Consider the following 25,603-nt stretch of genomic DNA (forward strand, 5'->3'; position numbering starts at 1 on the left):
TCCAGCGGAGAGACGTGGATGCAGCCAGCCCCCGACTCCCGCCCGGCCAGCCGGGCGGGGCACCTTGCCGACACGCCGGCCTCCCCCTTTCCGCTGGGCAGCTGGCTGCGTATCGGCCTGCTGCTGTTCACCGCCCAGGCTCTCGCGCTGGGCCTGCAGGCGTTGCTGCTGCTCCATAAAGAGCACGACCTGCTGGTCGGGATCACCGTCTCCCGCATCGCCATCGCCGCAGACCAGGTCCAGGCCACCTTCCAGCGCAGTTCCGCCAATGGCTTGCTCCTCGCCGAGTCGGCCGGCGTCCGCCGCCTGCTGCCCCGCCTGCAGGCCGCGGATCCAGACCTCCGGGCCATCCGCGTCGTTGCGGCCGACGGGCACCTCCTGTTCGAGAGCGGCACACCGGGCCCAGCCCTCACTCCAGGCGAACTCGACACCATCCTCAAGAGCAGGAGCGCCTGGTCGCAGTTGCCGGGGCAAGGACCGCTGCGGGTTGGGCTGCGCCTGGCCGACAGCGGCGGCGAGATCGTCGGCAGCGTGCTGTTCGACGTCGATGCCGGCGCGCTGTCGGCCACCCTGCAGGCCGCCCGTGGGGCCGCCTGGCCCCGCCTGCTCGCCACGCTGGCGGGGGTCGCGACCGCACTGCCACTGTTGCTGACAGCGGCGGCCCGCTGGGGCGGCCAGCGGGCAAGGCTACGCGTCCGCATCCTGGTGGCCGCCTTGCTGCTCGCCGCAAGCAGCAGCCTGGCCCTCAGCCTGCAGACCCTGCCGAGCTTCTCCGAGCGCCTCGCCCCGGCCCTCGACGCCAAGGCCCGCACCCTGGCCGGCACCATGGCCGGGCGGGTCTCCGCGGCGCTCGCCCTCGGCATTCCGTTCGACCGCCTCAACGGCGTCGAAGCCTATTTTGACGACGCCCTCGCCCGCCATCCCGAGATCCTGTCCCTGCGCCTGCAGGGCCCCGCCCACAGCTACCTGCGCGAACACCCGGGCGAAACCGGCCACCACATCGAAGCCGTCGTCACCAGCCCGGACGGCCAGCCCCTGGCCCGGCTGACGGCCAGCACCGACGGCCACGTGGTCCACCGGGAGATGCTCAGCCAGGCCGTCGACCTGGCCATCGTGTTCCTGGTCGCCGTCGTGCTCTTCAACGAAACCCTAGGCGCAATCCTCGCCGGCGACCGCCTCGACCCGGCCTCCGCCGGCCGCGGGCGTCTCGGCCTGGCGCGGCTGGCGGTGTTCCTGCTGATCCTGTCGGAGGAGCTGACCCGCGCCTTCCTGCCACTGCACATCAGCGGCCTGGCCGAGGCAGCCGGAGCGCAGGGCGCCACGGCGATCGGCCTGCCGATCTCCGCCTACATGGCGAGCTTCGCCCTCCTGACGCCCTTCGCCGGCAGCTGGGCCGAGCGCTTCGGCACCACCCGCACCTTCGCGATAGGCGCCACGCTGTCCGCCGCAGGCTTCGGCTGGGCGCTGGCGGGCGGCGGCTACGTGGCCTTCATCGCCGCCCGCTGCCTGTGCGCGGCCGGCTACGCCATTGGCACGATGGCCATGCAACAGTATTTCCTGCGCGCCGCGGCCGACGGCGAACGGGCCCGCGCCCTCGCGCTGTTCGTCGGCGCGGTGCAGACCGCCGCGATCTGCGGTGCCCCGATCGGCGGTCTGCTGGCCGAGCAGTTTGGCGCCGCCGCAGTGTTTGCCGGCGCCGTCGGCATGAGCCTGCTAGCCCTGCTCGTGCAGCGCCTGGACCACCCCTGTCCACCGCCGGCCGCCACCCATGCGTCGCCACCGCTGCTCGGGCTGCTGTTGCAGCGCCGGGTGCTGGTCCCGCTGCTCACCGCCGCGCTGCCGGCCAAGCTGGCCCTCGCCGGCTTCCTGTTCTACCTGGTTCCACTGGCGCTGCAGCAGGAGGGCTTCGGCAGCGGGTCGACCGGCAGGGCGATGATGATGTATTTTCTGCTGGTCACCGCCAGCAACCCGATGGCATCCTGGCTGTCCGACCGCTACGCTTGGGAACGGGGACTGGTGTTGCTCGGCGGGCTGGTGATCGGCCTCGGTGGCCTGGCCGGCCTGTTCGGCGGCGCTCCGGCACTGTTCGCCGGCATCGCAGCCCTCGGCATCGGCACCGGCCTGTCGGCCGCTGCACTGCAGGCGATGCTCGGGCGCAACGGTCCGGCGGCGGTGGTCTTGCTGCGCACTGTCGAGCGCCTCGGCGCGGTAATCGGCCCGCTGCTGGCCGGCAGCCTGCTGACGCTGGCCGCCTACGGCGGCGTGATGGCCGCGATAGGCGCGCTGGTGATCCTTGCCAGCCTCGGATTTGCGTTCCTTCAGACCCAGGAAAGGAAAGCCGCGTGAACCGTCCGCTCCGCCTGCTGCTCGCCTTCGCCGCCGCGACCACCAGCCTGCTGGGCCCGCTGCCGGCCGCGGCGGAAGGCGCCCCCTACCGCATCACGATGCTGCTGTTCCGCGGCTGCGAGGAAGCCTGCCGCGGCTTCCAGGCCTATTTCCGCCAGCGCGGCATCGCTGCCGAATTCACGCTGCGCGACGCGGCACAAGACAAGCGCCGCGTCGCCGGTTTCGTGGACGAGACGCGCCGCAGCAAGCCCGACCTGGTCGTCACCTGGGGAACCACCGTCACCCAGGAAACGGTCGGCGACTGGCGGCACATCGATCCTCAACGCCACATCACCGACCGGCCGGTGCTCTTCATGATCGTCTCCGACCCCGTCGCCGCCGGCATCGTGCCCGGACTCGACCGCCCGCGCCGCAACGTCAGCGGCACCCTCTACCTGTTGCCGGTGGAAACCCAGATCAAGGCCGCCCGCAGCTATCTGGACTTCAAACGGATCGGCTACATCCTCAACGAGACCGAATCCAACTCGGTCAGCACCCGCGACGAACTCCGCGGCCTCGCCGCCGGCAACGGCTTCACCTTGGTCGAGCGCCGGCTACCGGTGTCCCCGTCCGGCACCCCGGATGGCAACGCGCTGCCGGGCCTTCTGGACGAACTCGCCCGCGAGAAAGTGGACCTGCTCTACCAGGGGCCGGACAGCTTCCTCAACAGCCGCCGGGATGCCCTCACCGACGGCGCGCTGGCCCGCGGCCTACCCGTTTTCGCCGCGGCCGAAGCGCCGGTACAACAGTCCCGCGCGCTGTTCGGCGTGGTCAACAAGTACGAGGACGTCGGCCGCTTCACCGCCGCCCAGGCGGTCCGCATCCTCCGCGACAAGACTTCGCCGGCGGACATCCCGGTGACGCTGCCGCGCAACTTCTCCTACCTGATCAACCTGCCGGTCGCCCTCCAGCTCGGCCGCTACCCACCCCTCAAGCTGCTCGACGTCGCCGAGATCGTCGGCATCGACAGTGGAGAACACTGAGATGCGCATCCTCGTCTGCTCGAAGCGGGACCTCCACGGCCTGCACTTCCTCAACCGCCTGCTGCCGGCCCTGGCAGGCCACCGCCTGCTGGAGGTCTGGCTATCGGACAAAACCCGCGAGGCGGAAAACGCGGTGCCGGGCCTGGTCGCCCTGCGCTTCCTCGAGCGGACCCTGCCGGAGGAACTGGTCTTCCCGCTGGTCGACGCGCTGCCGCCGGGCGCGGTGCCGTCCGAAGCGACCTTCGCCGGCCTCGCCGAGCGCTACCGTGTCCCTGTGCAGGTGGTCGGCGACGTCAACAGTTCCACCGCCCGGGAAAGGATGGCGGCGCTGGAACCGGACCTGGTCATCTCCGCCCGCTTCAGCCTGCTCTTCGACGCCGAGACCATCGCCATCCCGCGCTTCGGCATGCTCAACGTCCACCCCGGCGAGCTGCCGATCTATGCCGGCCTTCACGCTCCACTGCGCGCCGTGCTGGATCGCGCCGACGCCTTCGCCTGCAGCGTCCACTGGATCACCCCGGGGATCGACGACGGCCCCCTGCTCGATGTGCACCGCCACCCCATCGAAACGCGGCGCTGCCTGCTCAGCCAGGTGCGCGAGCTGTATCCGCTGGCGATCCCGACCCTGCGCGCGGTCATCGACGAATGCGCGGCCGGGCGCCGCCCCGCCGGCCATCCCCAGGACCGCCGGCAACGGCGTTACCGCTCGATGCCCAGCGCCGACGAGTTCGCCCACCTCGAAAGCCTCGGCCTGAAGCTGTGGTGTCCATTCACCTACGCCGACTGGCTGCAGCGCTTCGTACCGCCGGGCCAGTCCATCCCCCTGTCACCGGCGCTCGCCCGATGAGCTTCGAACGGCAGGTCTTCATCAGCTACGCCCACCTGGACAACCAGCCGCTGACGGCCGACCAGCTGGGCTGGGTGAGCCTGTTCCACAGCACCCTGCAGACCCTCCTCAGCCAGCGCCTGGGCGCCCCTGCCGACATCTGGCGGGATGACAAGCTGCGCGGCAACGACGTGTTCTCCGACGAGATCCTCGATCAGCTGGCCCGCACTGCGCTGTTCGTGTCGGTGCTCACGCCCCGCTACCTCAAGTCCGAGTGGTGCACCCGCGAGATCACCAACTTCTGCCGGCGGGCGGAAGACGAACACCGCCTGGTGGTCGGCAACAAGGCGCGCGTCATCAAGGTGCTCAAACTGCCGATCGACGGCAGCGGCGCGCTGCCCGAGGCGGTCGGCCAGCTGCTCGGCTACGAGTTCTTCGAGTTCGACGAAGACCGCACGCCCCGCGAGCTGGATCCCGCCTATGGCGACCAGCCCCGCCAGGCCTTCCTGCGCAAGGCCAACAAGCTCGCCTGGGATCTGGCCGCCCAGCTCGAACAACTCCAGCAGCCCGCTGCCAACGATGCCACCGGTAACGCCGAGGCCAGCAAGCCCACCGTTTTCCTCGCCGAATGCAGCCGGGATCGCCGCGACGCCCGCGAGTGCATCGAGGCGGAACTGGCCTGTTGCGGCTACACCGTGCTGCCAGACCGGCGCCTGCCGGACGACGAAGACGAATACCTGGCCGCCGTCGGCGAACTGCTGGAGCGCAGCGCACTGTCAATCCACCTCATCGGCGAAGGCTACGGACGCGTACCGGACGGCGACAGCGCCGAGTCCGTCGTGGTGCTGCAGAACCGGCTGGCCGCCGAGCGCAGCCGCAGCACCGGCCTGCGCCGGGTGATCTGGCTCCCTGCCGGCACCGCCGCCACGCAGCCGGCCCAGCAGGCCTTCATCGATGCACTGCAGCAGGATGCCGCGTTGCAGCTGGGCGCCGACCTGGTGAACGGCGATCTGGAAACCCTCAAGGCGGCCATCCATGCCGCGCTGAAGAAACCCGAAGCGCCCCCCGACGCACCTGCCGAAAGCGGCGCAACCAGCGCACCGCGGATCCACCTGCTGTGCGACGCCCGCGACCGCAAGGACAGCGTCCCGCTCATCAAGCAGCTGCGCAGCCTGGGCGTGGACGTCACGCTGCCACTGTTCGCCGGCGACGCCGCGGAGGTTCGCGAAGCCAACCGGCAGCGCGTGCTCGACTGCGATGCGCTGATCCTCTACTACGGGGCCGGCGACGAGACCTGGAAGTACCACCAGGAAAACGAGCTGCGCAAACTGCAGGGGCTCGACCGGCAGCGCCCGCTGCGCGCCCGCTTCACACTGCTCGCCCCGCCCCTCAGCGACGACAAGGAAGTGCTGCAGGCCCTCGCCGACACAGACACCCTCGACGGCCTGAACGGCCTCCAGCCGCAAGCACTGGCCCCGCTTGCGGCCGCCCTCGGCCTGGAGCCGGCGCCATGAGCGCCCCTACCACCCCGACCTGCCCCTACCCGGGCATCCGCCCCTTCCGGGAGGACGAGGAATACCTGTTCTTCGGCCGCGAGGCGCAGGTGGACGCGATGGTGGACACCCTCGCCCGCCAGCGCTTCCTGGCCGTCATCGGCAGTTCCGGCTGTGGCAAGTCCTCCCTCGTCAATTGCGGCCTGCGCCCAGCCCTGCACCGGGGCCTGCTGGCCCGTGCCGGCAGCGCCTGGCGGATGGCCAGCTGCCGGCCCGGCGGCCAGCCCCTGCGCGCGCTGGCCGAAGCCCTCGCGCAACCCGGCGCGCTGTACCGGTCAGCACCAGCGGGGCCGTTCAGCGCCGCCGAGCTCGTCGAAGCCACGCTGGCGATGAGCCGCCGTGGCCTCGTCGAGGCCTTTCGCCAAGCCGCCGTGCCCGCCGGCACGCAGCTGCTGGTGGTGGTGGACCAGTTCGAGGAGCTGTTCCGCTACCGCTACCTGGCCGACCAGCAGGACGACCAGGCCACCGCTTTCGTCAATCTGCTGCTCGAAGCCCGCCAGGCGGACACCCCGATCCACGTGGTGATGACGATGCGCTCCGACTTCCTCGGCGACTGCGCGCGCTTCGCCGGCCTGCCGGAGGCCATCAACGGCGGCCAGTACCTGGTGCCGCGGATGAGCCGGGACGAACGCCGCTCCGCCATCGTCGGACCGGCGCGGGTCTTCGGCGCGGACATCGCGCCAACACTGCTGACCCGCCTGGTGAACGACGTCGGCGATGACCCGGACCAGCTCTCCCTGCTCCAGCATGCCCTCGCACGCACCTGGGCCCACTGGCGGGCCAGCGGCGAGCCGAGCCCCATCGACGGCCGCCACTACGACGCCATCGGCACCCTAAACCAAGCCCTCAACCAGCATGCCGAGGAGATCCACGCCAGCCTGCCGGCAGCACGGCAGGCCCTGTGCGCCCGGGCCTTCCGCGCGCTGACCGACACCAGTACCGACAGCCGCGGTATCCGCCGGCCGACCCGTTTTGGCGACCTGGCCGCCATCGCCGGAGCCAACGCCACCGAACTGGACGCCACGCTGGCACCATTCCGGGTGCCCGGCGTCGCCTTCCTGATGCCCCCCGCCGACGTTCCGCTGCAGGCCAGCAGCATCGTGGACCTGGCCCACGAGAGCCTGATGCGCATCTGGGATCGCCTGCGTGACTGGGGCGCCCGGGAAGCGGAGTCGGCTCGCATGCTGCGCCGCCTGGCCGATGCTGCCGAACTCCACGCCGCTGGCGAAGCCAGCCTGTGGCGCGACCCGGAACTGCAGTTCGCTCTCGACTGGCAGGCCCGCGCGCAACCGACCCCGGCCTGGGCCCAGCAATACGGCCGCGCCCTCGAACCCGCGCTGGCCTTCCTCGACGCCAGCCGCCGGGCCCGCGACGAAGCCGCCGCCGCCGAGCAGGCACGGGCGGCCGCCGAGAGGCGGGCAGAAGCCGAGAGGCGCCGCAACCAGCGGGTGTGGCGCGTCACCGTCGTCGCCATCGCCGCCGCCACGCTGGTCGCCGGCGTCACCGGCTTCCTGTGGCAGCGGGCCGAGAAGGCGGGCGAGATCGCCCTGTCCCGCCAGCTGGCCGCCGAGTCCTCCAGCGAACTGGCCACCGGCAACCTGGCCGGAGCCCTGCAGTTGGCCGCCGCCAGTTACGCCCGCGAGCCGACCTTCGAAGCCCGCGACAGCCTGCTCGCGGCCCTCGCCCAATCACCCCTCGACTGGTGGCAGGCCGGCCAGAAAGGCGTACAGGCACTGGCCGTTAGCCCCGATGGACAGCTCGTCGCCAGCGGTGGCAAGGACGGCAGCATCCGGCTGTGGCGGGGCGGCAGCATCGTCGCCACCCTGCAGGCCCACGCCAATACCGTGCTGGCCCTCGACTTCAGCCCCGACGGACAGACCCTCGCCAGCGCCGACGCCGATCACCGCATCGTGCTGTGGCAGCTGGCTGAGCATCGTGCCCGGGTGGTCCTCGACGACCACGAAGGCCCGGTGCATGCGCTCGTCTTCAGCCCGGACGGACGGCGCCTCGCCAGCGCCGGCGCCGACCGGCGCATCGTGCTGCGCGACGGACTCAGCGGCGCGCCACTGGGCGCCCCGCTGCTGGCCCACGCGGACACCGTCACCGGCCTGGCCTTCAGCCCCGACGGCGAATCCCTGGCCTCGGTCGGCTACGACGGCAACCTGTTCCTGTGGCGCCTCGACGGCAGCGCCACTCCGGTCGCCCAGGCCAGCCACCCGGCCGTGCTGCATGACGTGGCCTTCGCGCCGGACGGCAAGACCCTCGCCACCGCCAGCGCGGACCGGCACGTGCTGCTGTGGCAGGCCCCCCGCCTCATCCAGCTCGGCGATCCGCTCGGCGGCTACGAGGCCGGGGTGCGCAAGCTGGCCTTCAGCCCCGACGGCCGCCGCCTCGTGGCGGTTGGCGAACAGCGCCAGGTGCGCGTCCATGAACTCACCCAGCCAGGCCGCAGCGCCGTCGAGCGCCCAGGTCACACGGGCAACGCACAGGCTGCCATCTTCCTGCCGGACGGCAGTTTCCTCAGCGGCGGCGACGACGACCTGCTGATCCGCCACGACACGAGCGGCCACGGCCCGCTGAGCAGGCCGCTGGCCCCCACGAAGGACACCGTGTGGGCGCTCGCCTTCAGCCCGGACGGGCGGCGCCTGGTCAGCGCCGATGCAAGGGCCCGCCTGCAATGGCGCAACGGGAAGAGCGGCACACCGGTCGGCGCTCCCCGCGACGGGCACACCGCGCTGGTGGTGAGCCTGGCCTTCAGCCCCGACGGCCGGCACCTCGCCAGCGCCGGCCAGGACGGCCGCCTGCTGCTGTGGGACGCGGGCGGCGAAGGACCGCCGCGCCCCCTGCTGGCAGACGGCGCACCGCTGCAGCGGGCGCTCTTCAGCCCCGACGGGCACCTTCTCGCCGCCGCCGGGCGGGATGGCCGCATCCACCTTTGGGAGATGCCCGCCGCCACGCCGCAGCCGCTCCTGCTGGAGCACGGTGGGCCGGTGGCCAGTCTGGCCTTTGCCCCGGACGCCAGCCGCCTCGTCAGCGTCGGCTACGACGGCCGGGCCCTGGTATGGGACAGCAAGGACGGACGACGACTGGCCACCTCGGCGGCAAGCAGCAGCGGCGCCCTCTACGGGGCGGCCTGGCAGCCCGGAGACGGGGCACTGTTGCTCGCCAGCCAGCAGCAGGGGCTGCTGCGCTGGAAGGCCGACGCAGCCCCCCCCAACCCGCTCGGTAATTCCGGCGGCACCCTGCTCGGCCTGGCCATGTCGCCGGACGGGCGGACCCTCGCCGGCTTCGACCGGCAAGGCCGTCTGCGCCTGTGGGATGCGCAATCCGGCCAGAACCTGCATGCCCCCTTGCTCCACCACGGCAGTCCCATCCTGGCCCTGGCGTGGCTGCCGGACGGCCTCGGCCTCGTCTCCGCCGACTGGCAGGGTGGCATCACCCTCTCGAGCGGCACACCCTCGGAATGGGTACGCCTGGCCTGCGTGCTGATCAGCCGGATTCCGCCGCCCGACACCGGACGCGCCTTGCCCGGCTGCCCGCCCGGCGCTGCGCCGCGGCCTTGACATTGGCAAAGCGGCATCTAATCTGAGTAATCAGGTCACGCGTCGCAGCGGCCCCAACAGCAATGACATAAAAATAATCTGCCGCACAACAGGCGACGCGTTCACACAGACAGGATCGGGAGGAGGCATCCCATGGCACTGATCATCCCCGGCGTCGAAGTCAAGGTCGTCAAGGAAGTCCTGGCGCCCCAGCTCGCCCCGTCGGGCGTTCTCGGACTGGTCGGCATCGTCGAGAATCCAGGCTCCGGCGTCGGCCGGGCGGCCAGCTGGCGCAGCTTCATCGACGGCTTCGGCTCGGCCAGCGCCTTCAGCCTGCCCGAAGCCGCCCAGGCCCTCGGCAACGGGGTCTTCGAGCTGGTCGTCTGTCCGGTTGCCTGCAGCAGCACGGCCAGCGTCAAGGTTCCGGCCGCCACGGGCAACTCCGCCGCCTTCACCCTCCTCGCCCGCGCACCGGGGCCGTGGGGCAATGCCATCTCGGTCAGCATCGTGTCCCGCCAGGTTCCCACCGGCAAGAAGCTCGAAAGCGGAGAAGATGAGACCCGCACGGTCTTCGACCTCACCGCCCGCTACGCCGGCAGCGATTACAAGGAAGTGCACCGCAATCTGTCCGCCGACCCGGCCGACCAGATCCGCAACGCCCGCGACGTGCTGGCGGCACAGTCCCAGCTGCTGCGCATCGCCGAGGACCGGGACAAGCTCAAGGCCCCCAAGGACAGCCCCGACGGCAAGGATCCCAGCGCCGCCGCCTATGCGCTGGCCGGAGCCAGCGACGCAGACCCCGACGCCTACCGCCAGGCCCTCGCGCAACTCGAAAACGAGGCCGACGTGGACATGGTGCTGGTGTCCGTGCAGGACACCAGGGATGCCACCCGGGTCGGTCGCATCTACGCCGACGTGGTCAGCCACTGCGACCGCATGAGCGCCCGCAGCCAGGGGCGCATCGGCTTCGGCGAGGTTCCCGGCGCAACGGCGGCGGAGATCGCCAGCGCCGCCGACAAGCTCACCGGCACCCTGGTTTCCGACCGCTTCGTGCTGGTCGCCCCGGCCGGTGTCGTCGGCGCGGTGGCAGGCACCACCGGCAGCCTCGACTACTTCCAGTCCCCCACCTTCAAGCGCCTGTCCGGCCTCGGCGAGCCCGCCCCGGCCCTCGGCGTGGAAGCCCAGCAGGAGCTCCTGCGCAAGAACGTGGTACCCATCGTGGCCCAGCGCGGCCGCGGCATCATCGTGATCCGCGGCCTCACCACCGATGGCGACCAGATCAGCGTACGCCGGGTCGCCGACCACGCGGTGCGCGGCGTCAAGACCATCGGTGAGCTCTTCATCGGCCGCCTCAACAACGAGGAAGGCCGCGGCGCCCTCAAGCAGAAGCTGGTCGAGTTCCTGGTCCAGATGCAGAAGGAAGGTGCCATCGTTCCCTCCACCGACGGCACCGATCCGGCCTTCAAGCTCAACGTCTATTCGAGCCAGCAGGACTTCGCCCAGGGCATCGTCCGGGTGGACCTGGCCGTCCGCCCGGTGCGGGCCATCGACTACATCTACGCCACGGTCCTGGTCCAGGTCTGAGCCGCACCCAGCCCGAACCGCCGTTTTCCCCGTAGCCCCCAGCCTCTCCGGAGAAGTCCGCCATGCCGACCGTTTTTTCCGCCAATCGCTCCAGCGTGCTGGTAGACGGCGAAGCCATCGAAGGCCTGCAGTCCCTGGCCTACCGTGTCGTCACCGAACGCGAGGACATCCGCGCCGTGGGCAGCGACGAGCGCGTCGCGGTGAGCTTCGGCCTGCGCACCGTGCAGGGCGAGATCACCGTCCGCTCGGCCAGCTTCAAGCTCGACGGCCACCTGGACAAGCAGGCCCGCTTCCAGCTCGTCGCCAACCTCAAGAAGGACGACGCCGCCGACTCGCCGAAACGCACTGTCTCCTTCGACGACTGCTACATCGAGGACAAGGCCTTCAGCCTTGGCGCAGGCGGTACCGTAGTCACCGCCTACACCTTCAGCGCCACGCGGGTCCGCGAGGAATGAGCCCTTGGGTCCGCTGGAGCTGAACCTCGCCGGCACGGCCTACCGGCTCGACTTCGGGGGCTTCCACCGGCCGCTCGGGGTCAGCGTCGGCACGCTGACGATCACCCTCCCGCCCTGGACCTATCGCCGTCACATGGACACCTTGCGCCTGTGCACCGCGCCCTCCCCCTCGGGCCTGCGCCTCGACAGCCGGATCCTCTGCGACGCGGTGCTCAACGGCCTGGTGGCGGACGACGAAAGCCGGCGGCTGATCGCCCCCATCGCCCTGTGGTGGGCAGCGGGCGGCGACGCTCCGCTGGCGCAGCCGCCCGCGGAGGGGGAATGGCTCGAACTCGGCAGTTATGACAACCCGGCCCGCGTGCGCCTGCGCCCGTGGACCGAACACCAGCGCCTCGCGGCACTCGACGCGGCCCTGTCCGACGAACTCGACGATGAAACCTTGTTCGACCCGGTGCGCTACCTGGAAAGGATGGTGGAAGCCACCGTCGCCACCCTTGATGCGCCGGGCGGTATCGATGATCTCGACGCCCGCGCCACCGCCTTGCTGCTCCATGCCACCGTGGCACTGAACGTCCTCGACGAGGAAGCCGATCGCCTGCTGCAGGGCGGCGAGGCCGCCCGCCAGTGCGCCGCCCGCACCCTGCGGCTGTGCCAGGCGCTGGGCTGGACGCCTGCCAAGGTGTGGGCAACCCCCGCCGCCGAGGTGGATCGGCTGCTGCGCATGCTCGATCTGCTGCAGCCCGCCCGGACACCGCAGCGGCGCAGCCTGGCCGACCATCCGGACGCCACCGTGATCCGCATCGAGGACGACGGCACGGACAATACCGACCAGCCGGAAAGGATGTCCCGGTGACGACCAGCACCGAACTCCTCGTCGCCCGCATCCTTCACCCCCTCGACCGCAGCCTGGAGGAGGCCCGGCGCAAGCTCGCCCTGGAGGTTGACGAGCCGCCGGACGACGGGGGTGACCGGCACACGGCGCGCGCCGCAGCGGGCCTGTTCCCGGCGCCTTCCCCAAGCCCCGCTTCATGGCCCGGTCGTGCTGCGCAGTCAGCCAAGGCAACGCAGCCCACGGCCTCCGACGCACCGGCGTCCGCAGGGGCGGAAGCCGCACACCCCCCCATTCCGCATCTGCCCCGCCCGGGCTCCGGCACGTCCGCCTCCAAGGAGCACCATGGCCTTGCAGGCGCTCCAGCCCGTCATCCGGAAACAAGCGTCGCACCGGCACCCCAGCACGGCAGCCCGAGCTCGTCCCTCACGGCCCCCGCCAGCCACAAGCCCCTGCTGCTGCACCCGGTCGCCGGCGCCACGGGGCCCGGCGTCGCCCATCCCGGCGGAGAGCACGCCACTGCGCCCCTCCTGTCCCCCATACCGGCACCGCAGCCATCATCCGCCGGGGCCGGTACCACCGCAGATGCGCCGGTGACATCACATTCGCCTCACAAGGCGCCCTTCTTCCTGCGCAGCGTGCCGCCCACACCCGCCCCCTTCGCCCCGGACTTCGCCGCGGTGGCTAGCCCGGCTCCACACCCGGCCCCCGGCGGACTGGCGCCGGATGGCAGATTCACCCCGGCGCCTGGCGCCGGACAGGCAGCACCCGGCACACCACCCGCCCAGGCCGCGGCAACGCTCCTCTCTGTGGCCACGCCCACCCGCAGCACGCCCGGACGCTGGCGGCTCAACAAACAGGCCGCTGGCGCCCTCCCCGGCCCCGCCACCGGACACACGGCAGCACCGGCGGACACCGACACTCCACGAATGCCCCGCAGCCCCGCCGCGCCTGTTGCGGCCGCCCCCCGAGCCGCCGCCATCGGTCGCGTGGCCGACGCCCTGGAACCGGTGCTCGACAAGGCCTGGCAATTGACGGACGCTGGCCTGCGCCAGGACGAGGGCATCGACCCCGCCGCCCCGATGTCCGGCGGCCCACGCGTGAACAACCACTTCCACGTCAGCGTCGCGCTGGCCGGCGACGGCGCGGCCCCCCGCGACGCCCAGGAGCTCGAAACCGCCCTCGTCGCCCTGCTGCGCGATGCGGCCCGCCGCCAGGGACTGGACGTATGAAAGCCCGCCTCCAGAGCGCCTACCAGGTGCACATCGGTAGCGCACTCGCCAGCAGCAAGGCCAGCGAGTCCCAGCGCCAGTTGCTGCAACTCTGCGTCGACCTGAACATGGACGGCCCTGGCGCGGCATGCACCATCGAGTTGGCCGACAGCAACGTGGCGCCACCGGCCGCCGGTGATCCGGTCACCATCGAGCTGGACGCCGGCGATGGCGCACAAACCGTCTTCACCGGCACCGTCGCGGGCACCCGGGCCGGCGCCACCGGCCAAACGATCATCGCCCACGGCGCACTGGCGGAACTTGGCCGCAGCGAGGTGGAAGCCGCCTACGACAGCGTCTCAGCCGACTTCATCATCAAGGACCTGATCGACAAGGTCGGCGCAGCGGCCGGCAGCATCAGCAAGGGGCCCGAGCTGTCAGGCTGGGCCCTGCACCGCGGCCCCACGGCCCTCGGCCACCTGCGCCGCCTAGCCCTGCTGTGCGGCGCCGACCTGTTTGCCGGCGGCGACGGCAAGATCCACTGCGCCGCGCCAAAGACGGGGAGCGCAGATCACCATTTCAAGTTCGGCGAAACGGTGATCCGATTGGCCGTCGAGAAGCGCATCCCGGCCTTCGACAGCATCGAGGTGTGGGGGGAAGGCGCCGCCAGCGCCAAGGGAGCCGACAAGGCCCACTGGCTCAGCACCGACCTGGCCGGCGTCAGCGCCAAGGCCGCCGTCTTGAGCGACGGGCAGGTCCAGGCCGGCAAGCTAGGCACGCGCCCGTTCAGGCTCCGCGAAGGCGCGCTGCGCTCCGGCGAGTCCGTCGAAGCGGTCGCCAAGGCCTGGGCCGCCAGCCTGGCTGCCCGCCTGCTGGGCGGCAGCCTGGAGACCTTTGCTGCCCCCAAGGTCCAGCCCGGCGACCTCGTGTCGATCGACAACCTGCCCGCCGACCATGCCGCCGCCAGCCTGCTCGGCCAGGGCAGCACACTGCGCGTCCGTCACGTCTGCCACCGGCTGGATCGCCAGCGCGGCGCCATCACCCGGCTGGGCTTCTGAACATGAGCGTGCGCATCGGCAAGATCGAACTCACCGGTGTGCAGGACTTGCACACCGAGGAAGCGCGCACCCTCGTCGAGCAACGGGTGCCAGAGCAGCAGGGCAGCGTGTTCCAGGACCTGGGACGCGAGCCGGTCACCATCCTCATCGATGGCCTGCTGCTCGGCGAAGAAGCCCTGTCCTCCCTCGAAACCCTGCGCCAGGCCCATGCCAAGGCCGAGCCTCAATCCTTCGCAGCGGACCTGGTGGTGGGCACCGAGCTCACCGAAGTCGTTATCGAGGACTTCAAGGTTCGACAGGTGGCCGGCTACCGGGATCGCTTCCGCTTCAGCCTGCGCCTGCGCGAGCACATCGAACCGCCCCAGGCCAGCGACGCCGCGCTGGCCGACGTCAACAGCGGCGTCGCCGCCGATGCCGGCGCGTGGAGCGACAACAGCCTGGCCGCCGCCGGTGTGTTGCAGGACCCGGCCTCCCTGTCGGCGGCCCTGGCCGCCCAGCCGGCACTGCTCGACAGCCTCGACATGGACGCCCTCGGCGACGCCGTCGCCAACAAGCTCGACAGCCTGGACACGGGCCAGCTCAACGGCGTGCTCGACACCCTCGCCGCCGCCGATCCGGGCAAGGCCAGCGGCTTCTTCGACGCGCTGGGCAAGGCTGGCGCCCTCGGCCCGATGCTGTCCAAGTATGTCCAGGAAGGCGCAGCCTTCCTGAAACAGCTCGATCCATCCAAGTTCAGCTCGTTGATGAAGGCCTTCTCCGGCGGCCTGGAATTCCTCAACCAGCTCAAGAAGGTACTCGACGCGGCGGGCCGTCTGGCCGGCGACATCAAGGACCTCAAGCTGCCGCCTGAACTCGACCGTATCGTCAAGGGCGGGCTGAAATGAGCAGCGCCGCCGACATCGTGCGCGATCTCGCCGTCTTGGTGCAGGCGCTGGCCGCCCTGCTGGAGACCAAGACCGCCAAGGAGATTCCCAACATCGCCCGCGACCTCGGCGCCCAGCCGCAGCTGGCCCAGGGCGTCGACGCGCTCGGCCGGGTGCTCAGCGAAATCCGCGCGGGAGCCGTGCCGCTGCGCCGCACCGCCATCGATGCCGATGCGCTGGTCGCCCTGCTCGGCTGCATCCCGGGCTTCGTCGGCGGTATCGGTGCAGCCGCGGACGCCTCCGGCGACTGGCTGGCCCGCCTCGGCATCGGCCTGGGGGATGCCGCCGGTGCCGCCCGGCAGGTGTCGGGGCCGGTCCGCCAGGTGTCCGGCGTCCTCGACATGGGCGTGGACATCGCCGAAGGCGCGGTCTCGCTGCTCGCTCCCGCTGAATGGCGCGGCCTCATCACCGCCCTCGACCATCTCTCCGAAGCTCTCAAGGCCCTCAAGACACCTGCTCCCGCGACCCCACCTGCCAGCGCCGTGCCCGGCGCCGCTCTTTCTGGAGGATAAGCACCATGCCCGACAACACGCCCGTTCCCGCGCCCGCCGCCGACGGCCGCGCCGACAACCCCTTCCGTGCCGTAGCCATCCTGCTCGACGGGGTGCGCGTCGCCCTTGAGAACAGCAAGCGCCAGGACCAGGCCCCACGCTGGGTGCGTGTCGTGCGGGTGCGCGAGTTCCGCGACGACGCCATCGCCAAGGGCGTCATGAAAGCCCTCGACGTGCTCACGCTGGCTGTCGCCTACCTGCAGCGCTTCACCCTCGACGCCAACGACCTGCTGATCCAGGGCGACGCCGCCAAGGCCCTTGTCGAGGTCTCCGCCGAGTTCATCAAGACCGCCACCAGCAAGGAGTTCATCAACTCCCTCGAACTGGCGGTGGGCCAGGATCCGAGCCCCGACTCGCCGATCCCCGACGTCGCCAACATCATCGACAAGATCGTCCAGATCGCCGACAAGGTGCCCGAACCGGACGACCTGAAGGTCATCGGCGCCTCCCTCTACAAGCTGCTCGGCATCGAACAGGCTCCCCTCGACGAAGCCAAGCTCGGCACCGCCACCGAGAGCCACGTGGTCCTCGCCCACACCGGCACGCTGCGCCTGCTGCAGTTCGGCTTCGACCAGAACTTCAAGCTGCAGAATTTCGGCAAGGGCGCCAGCGTGTCGTCCCTCGACATCAACCGCCTGGGCGCCCGCCGCCTGTGGGAAGCCGGTGCCGACAAGCTGCCGCTCAAGTCGGTCGGCAAGTTCGGCGAAGCCCCCGACGTGGAAACCGTGTGGGAGCTCGACTTCTCCACCGACAAGGCCGGTAGCGACGTGCAGGACGCCAACGCGATCCTCGAAGCCCTCGGCTACGTCACCCCCAACGTGGCTGACCGCAAGGTCTTCAGCGCCGAGTTCACCGGCCGCCTGCGCACCTTCCAGCAGATCAACGAACTGCCGGTCACCGGCAAGCTCGACAACGCGACCCTCAACCGGCTGCTGCACCTGGACTACGACGCAAAGAACCTGAAGCGTGCCAAGCGCTTCAAGGCCGACGCGCTGCCGAAGGGCTTCGACCCCCTGAAGGCCCCGGCCTGATCCGGCAAACGCGACCAATCCGGCCATGAGCGATCCGATCGACATCATCCGCGCGGTGGTCCGCGACGAGCTGCGCAGCCTGCGCCTCGGCGACCTGGCGGTGGTGACCAGCGTCTTCCCCCACACCGGGGAGGACGACGGCAACAACCACGAATGCACGGTCCAGCTGCGCGAAGGCGGCCTCGAACTGCGCAAAGTTCCCATTGCCACGCCCCACGTCGGCATGGTGAGCCCGCCGCAGGTCGGTGACCTGGTGCTGCTCAGCTACGTCGGCGGCGACCCAAACCGGGCCGTCGTCGTCGGCCGCCTGTATTCCGAGAAGATCAATCCGCCGGTGCACAAAGAGAAGGAATGGCACGCCTTCGCCACCGCCGACGGGGTCAGCAGCTTCGCGATCGACGCAGACGAATCGTGCATCGTCACCGCCGGCAAAACAGTTGTGACGGTGAAGAAGGACGGCAACGTCGAGGTGAAGGGCGAAGCCGACCTGGCCATCGAGGTGAAGGGCAAGCTCACGATCAAATGCACCGACTTCACCGTCGACGCCTCGGGCAACGTGGACCTGGGCAAGAACGGCGCCGGCGTAATCACCGAGCAGTCCCACAAGTGCTACTACACCGGCAAGGCCCTGGTGCCGTCCGGCACCGTCAAGGCCAAGGGCTGAAGCAAGGAGAGCCAGACATGCCCGCCCCGACCTCCAGCCAGATCGAATCCCCGGCCAGCGGCTTCCTCAAGGCCGCCGGCCTGCTGGGGGAAGACATTCCCGGGCTCGCCGCGGCCATTGCCAACACCACCGGCCAGGCGCTGACGATGTTCCTGTCCCAGGCCATGGTGATGCCCGGCATCCCGGTAGCGGCCGACCCGATCACCGGCAGCGGCGCCACTGCCGGCCCCGGCAAACTGATGCCGCCGCCGGCCGGTGGCCCCGGCGCATCACAGCTGGAAGGACTGGCCAGCGCCCAGTGCCAGGGACAAGGCCTGCGTGGCGAGGATGCGGACGGACTGGCCAAGACCATCGCCGGGACCATCGCCCAGGCGATCAACCTGTTCTGCGCCCAAAGCATGGTGATGCCCGGTATCGCCGTGGCCGGCTTTGTCAGCGCGGCGCCGGGCATGCTCCAGCCAGTGCCGCTGCAGTCCCCGCTGGAAGGCTTCGCCAACGGCCTGCTCAGCCAGAACGGCCTGCGCGGCGCAGATGCGCCGAAGCTGGCCCAGGCCCTCGCCCAGAGCGTGGACCTGGCCCTCACCCTGTTCGCGTCCCAGGTCCTGGTGTCGCCCGGAATCCCCTGCCCGCCCGGCGCCAGCGCCGGCCCCGGACGACTGATGTGAAGGAGGCCACGACGATGGCGACCGCCCCCGATCCCTTCGGCACCGACCTCCGCCTGGTCTTCTCCAGCGGGGAGACCGGCATCGACCTGGCCCTCGGCCTGCAGGACCTGGAAACCGTCAGCGGCCTCGAGAACCTGGTCCAGGCCCTGACCCTGCGCCTGCTGGTGGACCGCGGCGAACTGGCCGGCCTCGCCCACCCCCGCTACGGCAGCCGCATCCGTGACCTGATCGGCGAGCCCCTCGACCGCCCCAACCTCGAACTGCTGCGCCGCTACGTGCGCCAGGAGCTGCTGCGCGACCCGCGCGTCGAGGAGGTGCTGCAGGTCACCGTCACCCCCCACGACGCCCGCCGCGACGGCGTGGACGTAGTCGCCCGGGTCCGCGCTGTCGGTGGCCAGGAAGCCGGCGTGGAGGTACGCATCGATGCCGCTTGACCGGGTCTTCATCAAGAAGGATTTCGCCGGGGTGGTGGAAGCACTGCTGGCCGACATCGGCTCGGGCATGGGCGGCCGCGTGGCGCTCACCGACGCCAACGAAGGCAGCGTGGTGCGCACCCTCGCCGAAGCCTTCGCCCGCGAGTTGGCGGTCTGCTACGAACAGCTCGACGCGGTGTATCGCAACGCCTACCTGGAGAGCGCCAGCGGCCCGGCCCTCGACAACGTCGTTGCGCTACTCGGCATCGAACGCCAGCGCGGCGGCCACCTGGAAGGCACGGCCCTGTTCGGCCGCGGCCAGCCGGCCCCGGAAGACATCCACATCCCCCTCGGCACCCTGGTTGCGGGGCGCGACGTGCCCCTCTTCGCGACCACCGCCAACGCGGTGCTCGGCAAGGGCGAGCGCCAGTTGATGGTCGGCGTCCGTGCGGTGGAGCCGGGTGGCAACACCGTCAAGGCCAACACCCTCGCCACGCTGCCACGGCCCATCGCCGGCATCGACACGGTCGGCAACCCCGGCGACCTGGTCCTCCGCCAGCGGGAGGAGACCGACGACGAACTGCGCGCCCGCGCCCGCCGGCTGGTGCAGTCCTCCAACACCGGCACGGTGTCGGCGCTGGAACAGGCCGCCCGCAGCCTGGGCATCCAGGAAGTACAGGTGATGGAGAACCCCGGCGGGCGCCCCGGCGAGGTGGAGGTGATCCTCGGCGACAAGGACATTCCCGCCGACCTGCTCGAAGAAGTGCGCAACCGCCTGGAGGACGTGCGCCCGGCCGGCATCGTGCTGCGCTGCGGGCCGGCGACCCCGGTGTTCGTGCAGGTCACGGCGACGCTGACCCTCAATGCCGAGGTCCCGGAACGGGAACAGAAGGACATCGAGAAGCGCCTCGGCGCCATCCTCACCGACTACTTCGGCAAGCTGAAGGTCGGCGAGGCAGTACGCGAGGCCAAGGTGCGCTCCCTGCTGCTCGGCCATGAAGCGGTGGTCGGCTGCAGCCGGACCGGCCAGCGCCCGCTGCTGGAGCCCTTCGTGTGGCAGGACGGTAACGGCCTCCAATCGGTGGCCTACCGTGCCCTGCTTGGCAACGGCGACGTGCTGGCCAGCCCCGGCGAACGCATCGGGCTCTACCCGGAAGCGCTGCCGCTGCGTCTGAGCATCGAACCGCCCAAGCTCAACGTCTGGGTGGATGCGAACCTGACCCTCGCCGCCGGCACGCCGACCAACGGCCTGCAGGCCCGCGTCACGAGTGCCCTCAAGGATGCCTTCGACAAGGCCGCCCGCCAGGCGGGCGAGGACGCCCCGGCCGAGATCGCCTACGCCGCCCTGCACGCTGCAGTGGCTGCGGTCACCGGCGACAGCGCCATCGCTCGCCTGCGCGTCACCGTCATCCACGAACGGGACGGCCTCGCCGAAGAGCTGGACGACGCCAGCGGGCTGGCCCACGTCAGCGTGCGCGAACAACCCATGCCGCGGACGATCACCCTACGCGTGGAGAACAGTGATGTCTGACCCACGCCGGCGCCGGGAACGCCTGCTGCAGCTCTTGCCGCGCATCTACACCGCGCAGCCGGAGCGGAGCGCGGTGGGGGCCGTCGTCAGCGGCATGGCCACCAGCCTGGCCAGCCTCGACGATGCACTGACCCGCGTGCAGTACGACCGCTGGGTCGGCCTGGCCAGTACCCAGCGACGTGACGTGGAAGATGCCAGCGCGGTGGAGCAGCTTGGTCAGTTGCTGCAGGTTGCGCGCCTGCCTCCCCGCCTCAATCACGCCGGCTACGACCTGCCCTCCCCCGACCGGCTGGAGGTCCGCTTCGACCACACGGCCCCGCTGGACGAGGCCCTCACCGAACTGATCGGCGAAGGCTGGCGGCGCCCCCGCAACGGCCGCCCGCCCCTCGACCCGGCGGAAGCCCTCGGCGCCCTGTTCCCGGGCCTCACCTTCACGCTCGGCAGCGATGAACGCAGCCTGAGCGTCACCGCCGGCAACATGGCCAGCTCCGACGACCTCGCCCCCTTCCGGGCCGTGCTCGATCCGGAGCCCGGTGAAACCTACCGCCAGCGCCTGCTGGTCACCGCCAAGGTGCGCACCGGCGGCCTGGCCACCCCGCGGGCGCTGCTGTCCCTGGCGATTGCCGACCTCGGCGCCGAGCCCTGCCCGCGCCTGCAGCGCCGGCAGGACAGCACCCTCGCCTTCGGCATGCCGCCAGGCACCCGCAAGCGCTGCAGTGCCTGCAGCGGCAAGGGCGACATGCCCTGCCCCAACCGCAGCAAGGCCGTCATCGAAGCCTGGCTCACCGAGAACCCCAGCCTGCCGGCCAGCCATGCCGAAAGCGCACCGCGCCTGCGCCGCCCGTTCTCCATCGACAACCCGAGCCTGCACCCCGACCGCCCGGTGCTGAGCCTCACGATCAGCGAACAGCCGGCGGCCTACCCGGCCATCCGCAGCATCGACACCGGCGAGATCACCCTCTACGCGGGCACCGTCAAACCCGGCGAAACCCTGGTGCTCTACCCCGCCGTCACGCCTGCCGAAGCCGCCCCCTTCGACGGCTTCGACGCCCCCGGCCACCACGCCTGGCTCAGCGCCCACCCAACCGGGCAGGCGCTGCTGATCGGGCCCGACGGCAGCGAGCGGGACGTCAGCCATTCGATCTTCTACCTGTGGGGCAACCGCTTCGACGATCCCCAGTCGGCCCTCGGCGCCATGCGCTGCGGCGTACTCGACCAGCGGGTCCTCACGCCGCGCCTGCAGCGGGGCAGCAACCGGTGGATGCTGCTGAGCTTCGCCCAGCCCGACGCCGAATTCGCCGACGCCACGACCACCGTCCATACCTCCCGATTCGCCGGGCACGACGACGTCGGCGGCACCAGCTTCGCACTGCTCGACGGCTCCATCAGCCGCAGCGACTCCCGCTACGCCTCCATCCTGTTCGAATCCTTCAGCAAGACCGACACCGGCAGCGCCAGCGAGGAGACCACCGCCAACGCGCCACGCCTGTCCCTGCGCCTCGACTGGATGTCGCGCCCGCCGGCCAGCTACCGCCTGCGCATTCCCAAGACCGGCTGGGTTGCAGCCGCGGCAGCCCGTGGCGCCCTCAAGCTGGTCCGCAGCGACATCAGCCGGGCCACCGCCGCCGGCGTGCGGCCGATGCTGGACTTCCCGGAGCCACCCCACCGCGAGGATGTCATGCCCGCTGACGGACTGGCCGCACTCGCCATCGCCCAACGCTGGACAGAAGACGCCGCGCCGGCGGACGGCGGATTACAGACCGGCCTCGGCCTGACCGCCCGGGAGCGGCACGAGCCCGCCGAAGGATGCTTTTCGATGCAGGTGGTCTTCGACACCACCCGCCTGGACTGGAGCCACGCGGGGTGAGCCACCCCGAGGAGTGAAGGAAGATGCCCATGAAGGAATGCCACAGCCTCGCCGGCCGCCTGTCGATCGAACTGCGCGACCCCAGCGGTCGTGTCGTGGAACGGCGCCGGGTGGACAACTTGATAACCAACGCCGGCCGCAAGCTGCTCGCCCGCCTGTTTGCCGGCGCCGCACAAGGGCCGGAACTACGCATCGCGGTCGGCGGCCAGGGCGGCGCGGTGAGCCTCGACGACACCGCCCTCGGCGACCCGCTCGATTCGGCCCCGGCCAGCATTCCGAGCATCGCGCTGGCCGACCACGACGGGCTGCCGCGCATTACCGCCCGGGTCACCGCCACGCTGCCGGCCTCCGGCAGTGCCGACCCCCAGGCCCTGCAGGAGGCCGGCATCCTGATCAGCCTGCCTGGCGCCGAAGCGGTGCTCTACAACCGGGTGACCTTCCCGCTCATCAACCGGGCAGGCAACCTCGAAATGACCCTGACCTGGGAGGTGATCTTCTGATGGCCGACACACCCGATCCCTATCTCCGCAAGGACCCCGGCGACATCATGCTCGCCGCCGACTGGAACGAAATGCAGGTGCGGGCCCGCACCGAGCTGCGCGTTCACGACCATACCGGCGACGCCACCCGCCAGATCCCCCGCGATGGCATCAAGGACAAGGCCATCGACGCCAGCAAGATCGACCCGGACATCAAGCTGAGCGTAAAGGAACTCAGCATCGGCGGGGCACTGAAGGTGACCGGCACCAGCCAGCTCGCCGACATCCGCGCCGCGCTGGCGAGCTTCTCGGGCGCCCGCCTGACTACCGCCGGCGACCTCGGCATCGGCACCGACAGCCCCGAGAACGCCGAGGGCTGGAACCGGGTCGCCGACCTGGTCGGCGCCCAACACGCCAAGCTGTCGGTCCGCGCCGGCGACATCGACGGGCGCCTGATGAGCCACACCGGCGGCTTCTTCGGCGCCGAAGCCGGCATGATCGTCGGCACCAAAAGCCTCCACCCCCTGTCCCTGGTCAGCGCCGGGGCACTACGCCTCAAGGTGCACGCCGCCAAGGCGGAGGATGGCACCGACACGCCAACCGTCGACCTCTTTCCCGCCAACAATCCGCTGCGCTTCTCATCCGCCTGGACCGGCCTGGGGAACGGCGGGAACAGCGCCGAAATCAGCAACGACACGCAGATCTACAAGACCCTGATGATCGTCGGCAATGGCAGCGCCGGCCTCGGCCGCCGCGTCTCCGTATGGGACCGCCTGGACGTAAACGGCAGCACCTTCTCCCGCGGCCTCGACGTCAGCACGGAGGTTCCCCAGCACCTCAACGGTGACGGCACCTTCTACCGCTGGCAGGGGCAGGTGTACCTCAACGTGGACGACAACCTGTACGTCCGCGACAGCACCCGCGGTATCCGCATGCACTTCGATACCATCAATGGCATATTCAAGACCGACGTGCTGCGCCTCGGCGACAAGTGGCGCCTGTCCGGCATCGGCGACCACGAGGCCAACGACGACTGGCTGCGGCTCAAGAACGTGGCCAACAATGCCTACTGGGGCGGCTTCGCGGCCTCCAAGATGTGGACCATGCAGGGCCAGTACCAGCAGTCGGACCAGCGCCTGAAATGCAACATCCGCGAGATAGGCGAAGCCCTGCCGCGGTTGGGCCGGCTGCGTGGCGTCAGCTTCAACTGGAAAAGCGACACCTCGACGGAAGTGCTCGGCCTGCTCGCGCAGGACGTGGAAGCAGTGCTGCCGCAAGCCGTCGGCGAAGGCCCCGACGGCTGGAAGGGCATCGACACGACCGCGGTGCTGGCCCTGCTGGTACAAGCGGTGAAGGAGCAGCAGGCAATGATCGATGCGCTGCGCGCCTCGCTGGCACAACGCAGCTGACGGAGCACACCGATGGCCGAACGCCCCGACCCCTACGTCAAGCGCAGCGCCGGCGACATCATCCGTGCCGACGACTGGAACGAAGCCCAGATTCAGGCCCGCGAAGCCCTCGCCAGCCACGACCACGGCGGCGGCAATGGCACCCCGATCCCGCGGGAGGGTATCCGCGAGAAGGCCATCGACGGCAGCCGTATCGACCCAGGCGCCAGCGTCACGCTCCAGAATCTGGAGGTACGCGGCAGCCTCAAGCTGAGCACCCACGACCTGGCCACCCAGATCAACGACATCCTCACCAGCCTCGGCAACGCACTCGGCCGCAGCGGCGGCGCCATCCAGGGCAGCCTGTCGATCAGCGAGCGCCTGACCCTGGGCAGCGAACGCCCGCCAAGCAGCCGCCTACAACTGGGCAATCTCACCACCATCGACGCCGGCAGCCGCAACGAGGCGTGGACCAACCTGGGCTCCAATGCCTACTACGACGGCACCTGGAAACGCATCGACAGCGGCAAGGCCGGCGTCAACCTGCACATGAACCCGGATGCCGACGGACAGGAGTTCCGTTTCCTGCGGGTCGAGGCCGACGGCAGCAACCTGCGCAACGTCGCCACCCTGGGCAGCAAGATCTGCGCGATCACCGAAGCGAGCCTGGGGATCGGCACCAGCGCGCCGGCTGGACGCCTGGACGTGCGCGGGGCGATCCACGCCGGCGGCTCCGACCTCTATTTCACTGAAACCACCCACCGCCACACCGGCTTCGGCAACCGGACCGGCTACGCGGCCCTCGAGAACGACGGCGGCGACTACAACGCGCTGATGATCCTCGGCCGCTCCACCGGCGGCCCCCTGGGGCGGGTCGTGAAGATCTGGGACAACGTCTTCATCGCCGGCAACCTGGGCACCCACGGCTATTCGCCAACCCCCAAGACGCCGGGCTGGAGCGGCGGCATCCACACCTACGACATCGAGGCCGAGGCCACCATCTGGGCGCGCAACAACGTACAGACCGGCAACCGCGACCTGGCCGAGAACTTCGACACCGTCGAAGAACTGGAGGCCGGCGATGTGGTAAGCCTCGACCCCGACCGCAGCGGCATGCGGCGCAGCCGGCGCAGCGAGGACCCGCTGGTCCTCGGCGTGGTGTCGTCCCAACCCGGCCTGCTGCTGGGCGCCGATCCGGCCCGCCGCATCCCGCGCCCTGGCGAATACCCGGTCGCCCTGTCGGGCCGGGTGCCCTGCAAGGTCAGCGGCGAGAACGGCCCGATCCGCCGCGGCGACCTGCTGACCAGCGCCAGCCTGCCCGGCCACGCCATGCGCGCCGGCGCGGCGCCTGTCGGCACCACCATCGGCAAGGCCCTCGACGCCTTCGACGGCGAACAGGGCCTCATCGACATCTTCGTTTTCCTCCGCTGACCATCCCGCAGACCATCATGAAAAGCCAACTCGAAGCCCGCCTGAACGAACTCCGCGACGAATACGACGCCGGCACCAAGGTACTGGGCGATCTACAGAAGAAGCAGGACGAACTGCGCAGCACCCTGCTGCGCATCAGTGGCGCCATCCAGGTGCTGGAAGAAGTCCTGGCCACCGAAACGGCCGCCGACGCCGGCAGCGATGCCGGCGGCCCGCGCCTAGTCGCCAACTGAA

22 protein-coding genes are annotated in these 25,603 nt (G+C 70.5%); all 22 read left to right on the top strand.

Annotated elements, in window-relative coordinates:
• Positions 1–18 precede the first annotated feature (18 nt).
• The gene (locus ACE3RX_RS07605) at positions 19–2,346 is read left to right on the top strand and encodes an MFS transporter (protein ID WP_374481960.1); all 2,328 of its coding nucleotides are present in this window, start codon (positions 19–21) and stop codon (positions 2,344–2,346) included.
• The gene (locus ACE3RX_RS07610) at positions 2,343–3,368 is read left to right on the top strand and encodes an ABC transporter substrate-binding protein (protein ID WP_374481962.1); all 1,026 of its coding nucleotides are present in this window, start codon (positions 2,343–2,345) and stop codon (positions 3,366–3,368) included. The genes ACE3RX_RS07605 and ACE3RX_RS07610 overlap by 4 nt, the downstream gene beginning before the upstream one ends.
• A gap of 1 nt (position 3,369) precedes the next feature.
• Positions 3,370–4,215 (top strand): formyltransferase family protein, encoded by an 846-nt coding sequence (locus ACE3RX_RS07615; protein ID WP_374481964.1) that lies wholly within the window; start codon positions 3,370–3,372, stop codon positions 4,213–4,215.
• On the top strand, positions 4,212–5,708 hold the full coding sequence (locus tag ACE3RX_RS07620; RefSeq protein ID WP_374481965.1) for a TIR domain-containing protein: 1,497 nt from the start codon (positions 4,212–4,214) through the stop codon (positions 5,706–5,708). Before ACE3RX_RS07615 ends, ACE3RX_RS07620 begins: the two co-directional genes overlap by 4 nt.
• A complete protein-coding gene (locus ACE3RX_RS07625) occupies positions 5,705–9,310 on the top strand; it encodes an AAA family ATPase (RefSeq protein WP_374481967.1) in 3,606 nt (1,201 codons plus the stop codon). The genes ACE3RX_RS07620 and ACE3RX_RS07625 overlap by 4 nt, the downstream gene beginning before the upstream one ends.
• Positions 9,311–9,442: 132 nt before the next feature.
• Entirely contained in the window at positions 9,443–10,873 is a 1,431-nt protein-coding gene (locus tag ACE3RX_RS07630; RefSeq protein WP_374481969.1) for a phage tail sheath subtilisin-like domain-containing protein, read from the top strand.
• Positions 10,874–10,935: 62 nt separating this feature from the next.
• Positions 10,936–11,328, top strand: a complete 393-nt coding sequence (locus tag ACE3RX_RS07635; RefSeq protein WP_079432571.1) for a hypothetical protein — start codon at positions 10,936–10,938, stop codon at positions 11,326–11,328.
• Between the two features lie 4 nt (positions 11,329–11,332).
• Positions 11,333–12,181, top strand: a complete 849-nt coding sequence (locus tag ACE3RX_RS07640) for a hypothetical protein (RefSeq protein ID WP_374481971.1) — start codon at positions 11,333–11,335, stop codon at positions 12,179–12,181.
• Positions 12,178–13,389 carry a hypothetical protein gene (locus tag ACE3RX_RS07645; RefSeq protein ID WP_374481973.1) on the top strand — a complete coding sequence of 404 codons (1,212 nt, stop codon included), beginning with the start codon at positions 12,178–12,180 and terminating at the stop codon, positions 13,387–13,389. Before ACE3RX_RS07640 ends, ACE3RX_RS07645 begins: the two co-directional genes overlap by 4 nt.
• Positions 13,386–14,426 carry a hypothetical protein gene (locus ACE3RX_RS07650; protein WP_374481975.1) on the top strand — a complete coding sequence of 347 codons (1,041 nt, stop codon included), beginning with the start codon at positions 13,386–13,388 and terminating at the stop codon, positions 14,424–14,426. The genes ACE3RX_RS07645 and ACE3RX_RS07650 overlap by 4 nt, the downstream gene beginning before the upstream one ends.
• A 2-nt stretch (positions 14,427–14,428) precedes the next feature.
• A complete protein-coding gene (locus ACE3RX_RS07655; protein ID WP_374481977.1) occupies positions 14,429–15,310 on the top strand; it encodes a hypothetical protein in 882 nt (293 codons plus the stop codon).
• Complete coding sequence (locus ACE3RX_RS07660; RefSeq protein WP_374481979.1) at positions 15,307–15,861, top strand: hypothetical protein; 555 nt, start codon at positions 15,307–15,309, stop codon at positions 15,859–15,861. The genes ACE3RX_RS07655 and ACE3RX_RS07660 overlap by 4 nt, the downstream gene beginning before the upstream one ends.
• A 5-nt stretch (positions 15,862–15,866) precedes the next feature.
• On the top strand, positions 15,867–16,931 hold the full coding sequence (locus ACE3RX_RS07665; RefSeq protein WP_374481981.1) for a peptidoglycan-binding domain-containing protein: 1,065 nt from the start codon (positions 15,867–15,869) through the stop codon (positions 16,929–16,931).
• A 25-nt stretch (positions 16,932–16,956) separates the two neighbouring features.
• The gene (locus ACE3RX_RS07670; protein WP_374481983.1) at positions 16,957–17,595 is read left to right on the top strand and encodes a phage baseplate assembly protein V; all 639 of its coding nucleotides are present in this window, start codon (positions 16,957–16,959) and stop codon (positions 17,593–17,595) included.
• Positions 17,596–17,612: 17 nt separating this feature from the next.
• Positions 17,613–18,260: a hypothetical protein gene (locus ACE3RX_RS07675; protein WP_374481985.1), complete on the top strand. Its 648-nt coding sequence runs from the start codon at positions 17,613–17,615 to the stop codon at positions 18,258–18,260.
• 14 nt (positions 18,261–18,274) lie between these two features.
• Positions 18,275–18,694, top strand: coding sequence for a hypothetical protein (locus tag ACE3RX_RS07680; protein WP_374481987.1), 420 nt, complete (start codon positions 18,275–18,277; stop codon positions 18,692–18,694).
• Positions 18,684–20,204 carry a baseplate J/gp47 family protein gene (locus ACE3RX_RS07685; protein ID WP_374481989.1) on the top strand — a complete coding sequence of 507 codons (1,521 nt, stop codon included), beginning with the start codon at positions 18,684–18,686 and terminating at the stop codon, positions 20,202–20,204. Before ACE3RX_RS07680 ends, ACE3RX_RS07685 begins: the two co-directional genes overlap by 11 nt.
• Entirely contained in the window at positions 20,197–22,071 is a 1,875-nt protein-coding gene (locus ACE3RX_RS07690) for a hypothetical protein (RefSeq protein ID WP_374481991.1), read from the top strand. The genes ACE3RX_RS07685 and ACE3RX_RS07690 overlap by 8 nt, the downstream gene beginning before the upstream one ends.
• 23 nt (positions 22,072–22,094) lie before the next feature.
• On the top strand, positions 22,095–22,571 hold the full coding sequence (locus ACE3RX_RS07695) for a hypothetical protein (protein ID WP_374481993.1): 477 nt from the start codon (positions 22,095–22,097) through the stop codon (positions 22,569–22,571).
• Positions 22,571–23,959 (top strand): tail fiber domain-containing protein, encoded by a 1,389-nt coding sequence (locus ACE3RX_RS07700; protein WP_374481995.1) that lies wholly within the window; start codon positions 22,571–22,573, stop codon positions 23,957–23,959. Before ACE3RX_RS07695 ends, ACE3RX_RS07700 begins: the two co-directional genes overlap by 1 nt.
• A gap of 12 nt (positions 23,960–23,971) precedes the next feature.
• A complete protein-coding gene (locus ACE3RX_RS07705) occupies positions 23,972–25,369 on the top strand; it encodes a hypothetical protein (protein WP_374481997.1) in 1,398 nt (465 codons plus the stop codon).
• Positions 25,370–25,386: 17 nt separating this feature from the next.
• Positions 25,387–25,602 (top strand): hypothetical protein, encoded by a 216-nt coding sequence (locus ACE3RX_RS07710; protein WP_374481999.1) that lies wholly within the window; start codon positions 25,387–25,389, stop codon positions 25,600–25,602.
• Position 25,603 lies beyond the last annotated feature (1 nt).

It is taken from the genome of Zoogloea sp., assembly GCF_041914405.1.
GTDB lineage: Bacteria > Pseudomonadota > Gammaproteobacteria > Burkholderiales > Rhodocyclaceae > Zoogloea.

What these genes read in the sequence shown, in the direction of transcription:
- ACE3RX_RS07605 (WP_374481960.1), top strand. Translation starts at nt 19, where the DNA reads ATGCAGCCAGCCCCCGACTCCCGCCCGGCCAGCCGGGCGGGGCACCTT.
- ACE3RX_RS07615 (WP_374481964.1), top strand. Translation starts at nt 3,370, where the DNA reads ATGCGCATCCTCGTCTGCTCGAAGCGGGACCTCCACGGCCTGCACTTC.
- ACE3RX_RS07620 (WP_374481965.1), top strand. Translation starts at nt 4,212, where the DNA reads ATGAGCTTCGAACGGCAGGTCTTCATCAGCTACGCCCACCTGGACAAC.
- ACE3RX_RS07625 (WP_374481967.1), top strand. Translation starts at nt 5,705, where the DNA reads ATGAGCGCCCCTACCACCCCGACCTGCCCCTACCCGGGCATCCGCCCC.
- ACE3RX_RS07630 (WP_374481969.1), top strand. Translation starts at nt 9,443, where the DNA reads ATGGCACTGATCATCCCCGGCGTCGAAGTCAAGGTCGTCAAGGAAGTC.
- ACE3RX_RS07635 (WP_079432571.1), top strand. Translation starts at nt 10,936, where the DNA reads ATGCCGACCGTTTTTTCCGCCAATCGCTCCAGCGTGCTGGTAGACGGC.
- ACE3RX_RS07650 (WP_374481975.1), top strand. Translation starts at nt 13,386, where the DNA reads ATGAAAGCCCGCCTCCAGAGCGCCTACCAGGTGCACATCGGTAGCGCA.
- ACE3RX_RS07655 (WP_374481977.1), top strand. Translation starts at nt 14,429, where the DNA reads ATGAGCGTGCGCATCGGCAAGATCGAACTCACCGGTGTGCAGGACTTG.
- ACE3RX_RS07660 (WP_374481979.1), top strand. Translation starts at nt 15,307, where the DNA reads ATGAGCAGCGCCGCCGACATCGTGCGCGATCTCGCCGTCTTGGTGCAG.
- ACE3RX_RS07665 (WP_374481981.1), top strand. Translation starts at nt 15,867, where the DNA reads ATGCCCGACAACACGCCCGTTCCCGCGCCCGCCGCCGACGGCCGCGCC.
- ACE3RX_RS07670 (WP_374481983.1), top strand. Translation starts at nt 16,957, where the DNA reads ATGAGCGATCCGATCGACATCATCCGCGCGGTGGTCCGCGACGAGCTG.
- ACE3RX_RS07675 (WP_374481985.1), top strand. Translation starts at nt 17,613, where the DNA reads ATGCCCGCCCCGACCTCCAGCCAGATCGAATCCCCGGCCAGCGGCTTC.
- ACE3RX_RS07680 (WP_374481987.1), top strand. Translation starts at nt 18,275, where the DNA reads ATGGCGACCGCCCCCGATCCCTTCGGCACCGACCTCCGCCTGGTCTTC.
- ACE3RX_RS07685 (WP_374481989.1), top strand. Translation starts at nt 18,684, where the DNA reads ATGCCGCTTGACCGGGTCTTCATCAAGAAGGATTTCGCCGGGGTGGTG.
- ACE3RX_RS07690 (WP_374481991.1), top strand. Translation starts at nt 20,197, where the DNA reads ATGTCTGACCCACGCCGGCGCCGGGAACGCCTGCTGCAGCTCTTGCCG.
- ACE3RX_RS07695 (WP_374481993.1), top strand. Translation starts at nt 22,095, where the DNA reads ATGCCCATGAAGGAATGCCACAGCCTCGCCGGCCGCCTGTCGATCGAA.
- ACE3RX_RS07700 (WP_374481995.1), top strand. Translation starts at nt 22,571, where the DNA reads ATGGCCGACACACCCGATCCCTATCTCCGCAAGGACCCCGGCGACATC.
- ACE3RX_RS07705 (WP_374481997.1), top strand. Translation starts at nt 23,972, where the DNA reads ATGGCCGAACGCCCCGACCCCTACGTCAAGCGCAGCGCCGGCGACATC.
- ACE3RX_RS07710 (WP_374481999.1), top strand. Translation starts at nt 25,387, where the DNA reads ATGAAAAGCCAACTCGAAGCCCGCCTGAACGAACTCCGCGACGAATAC.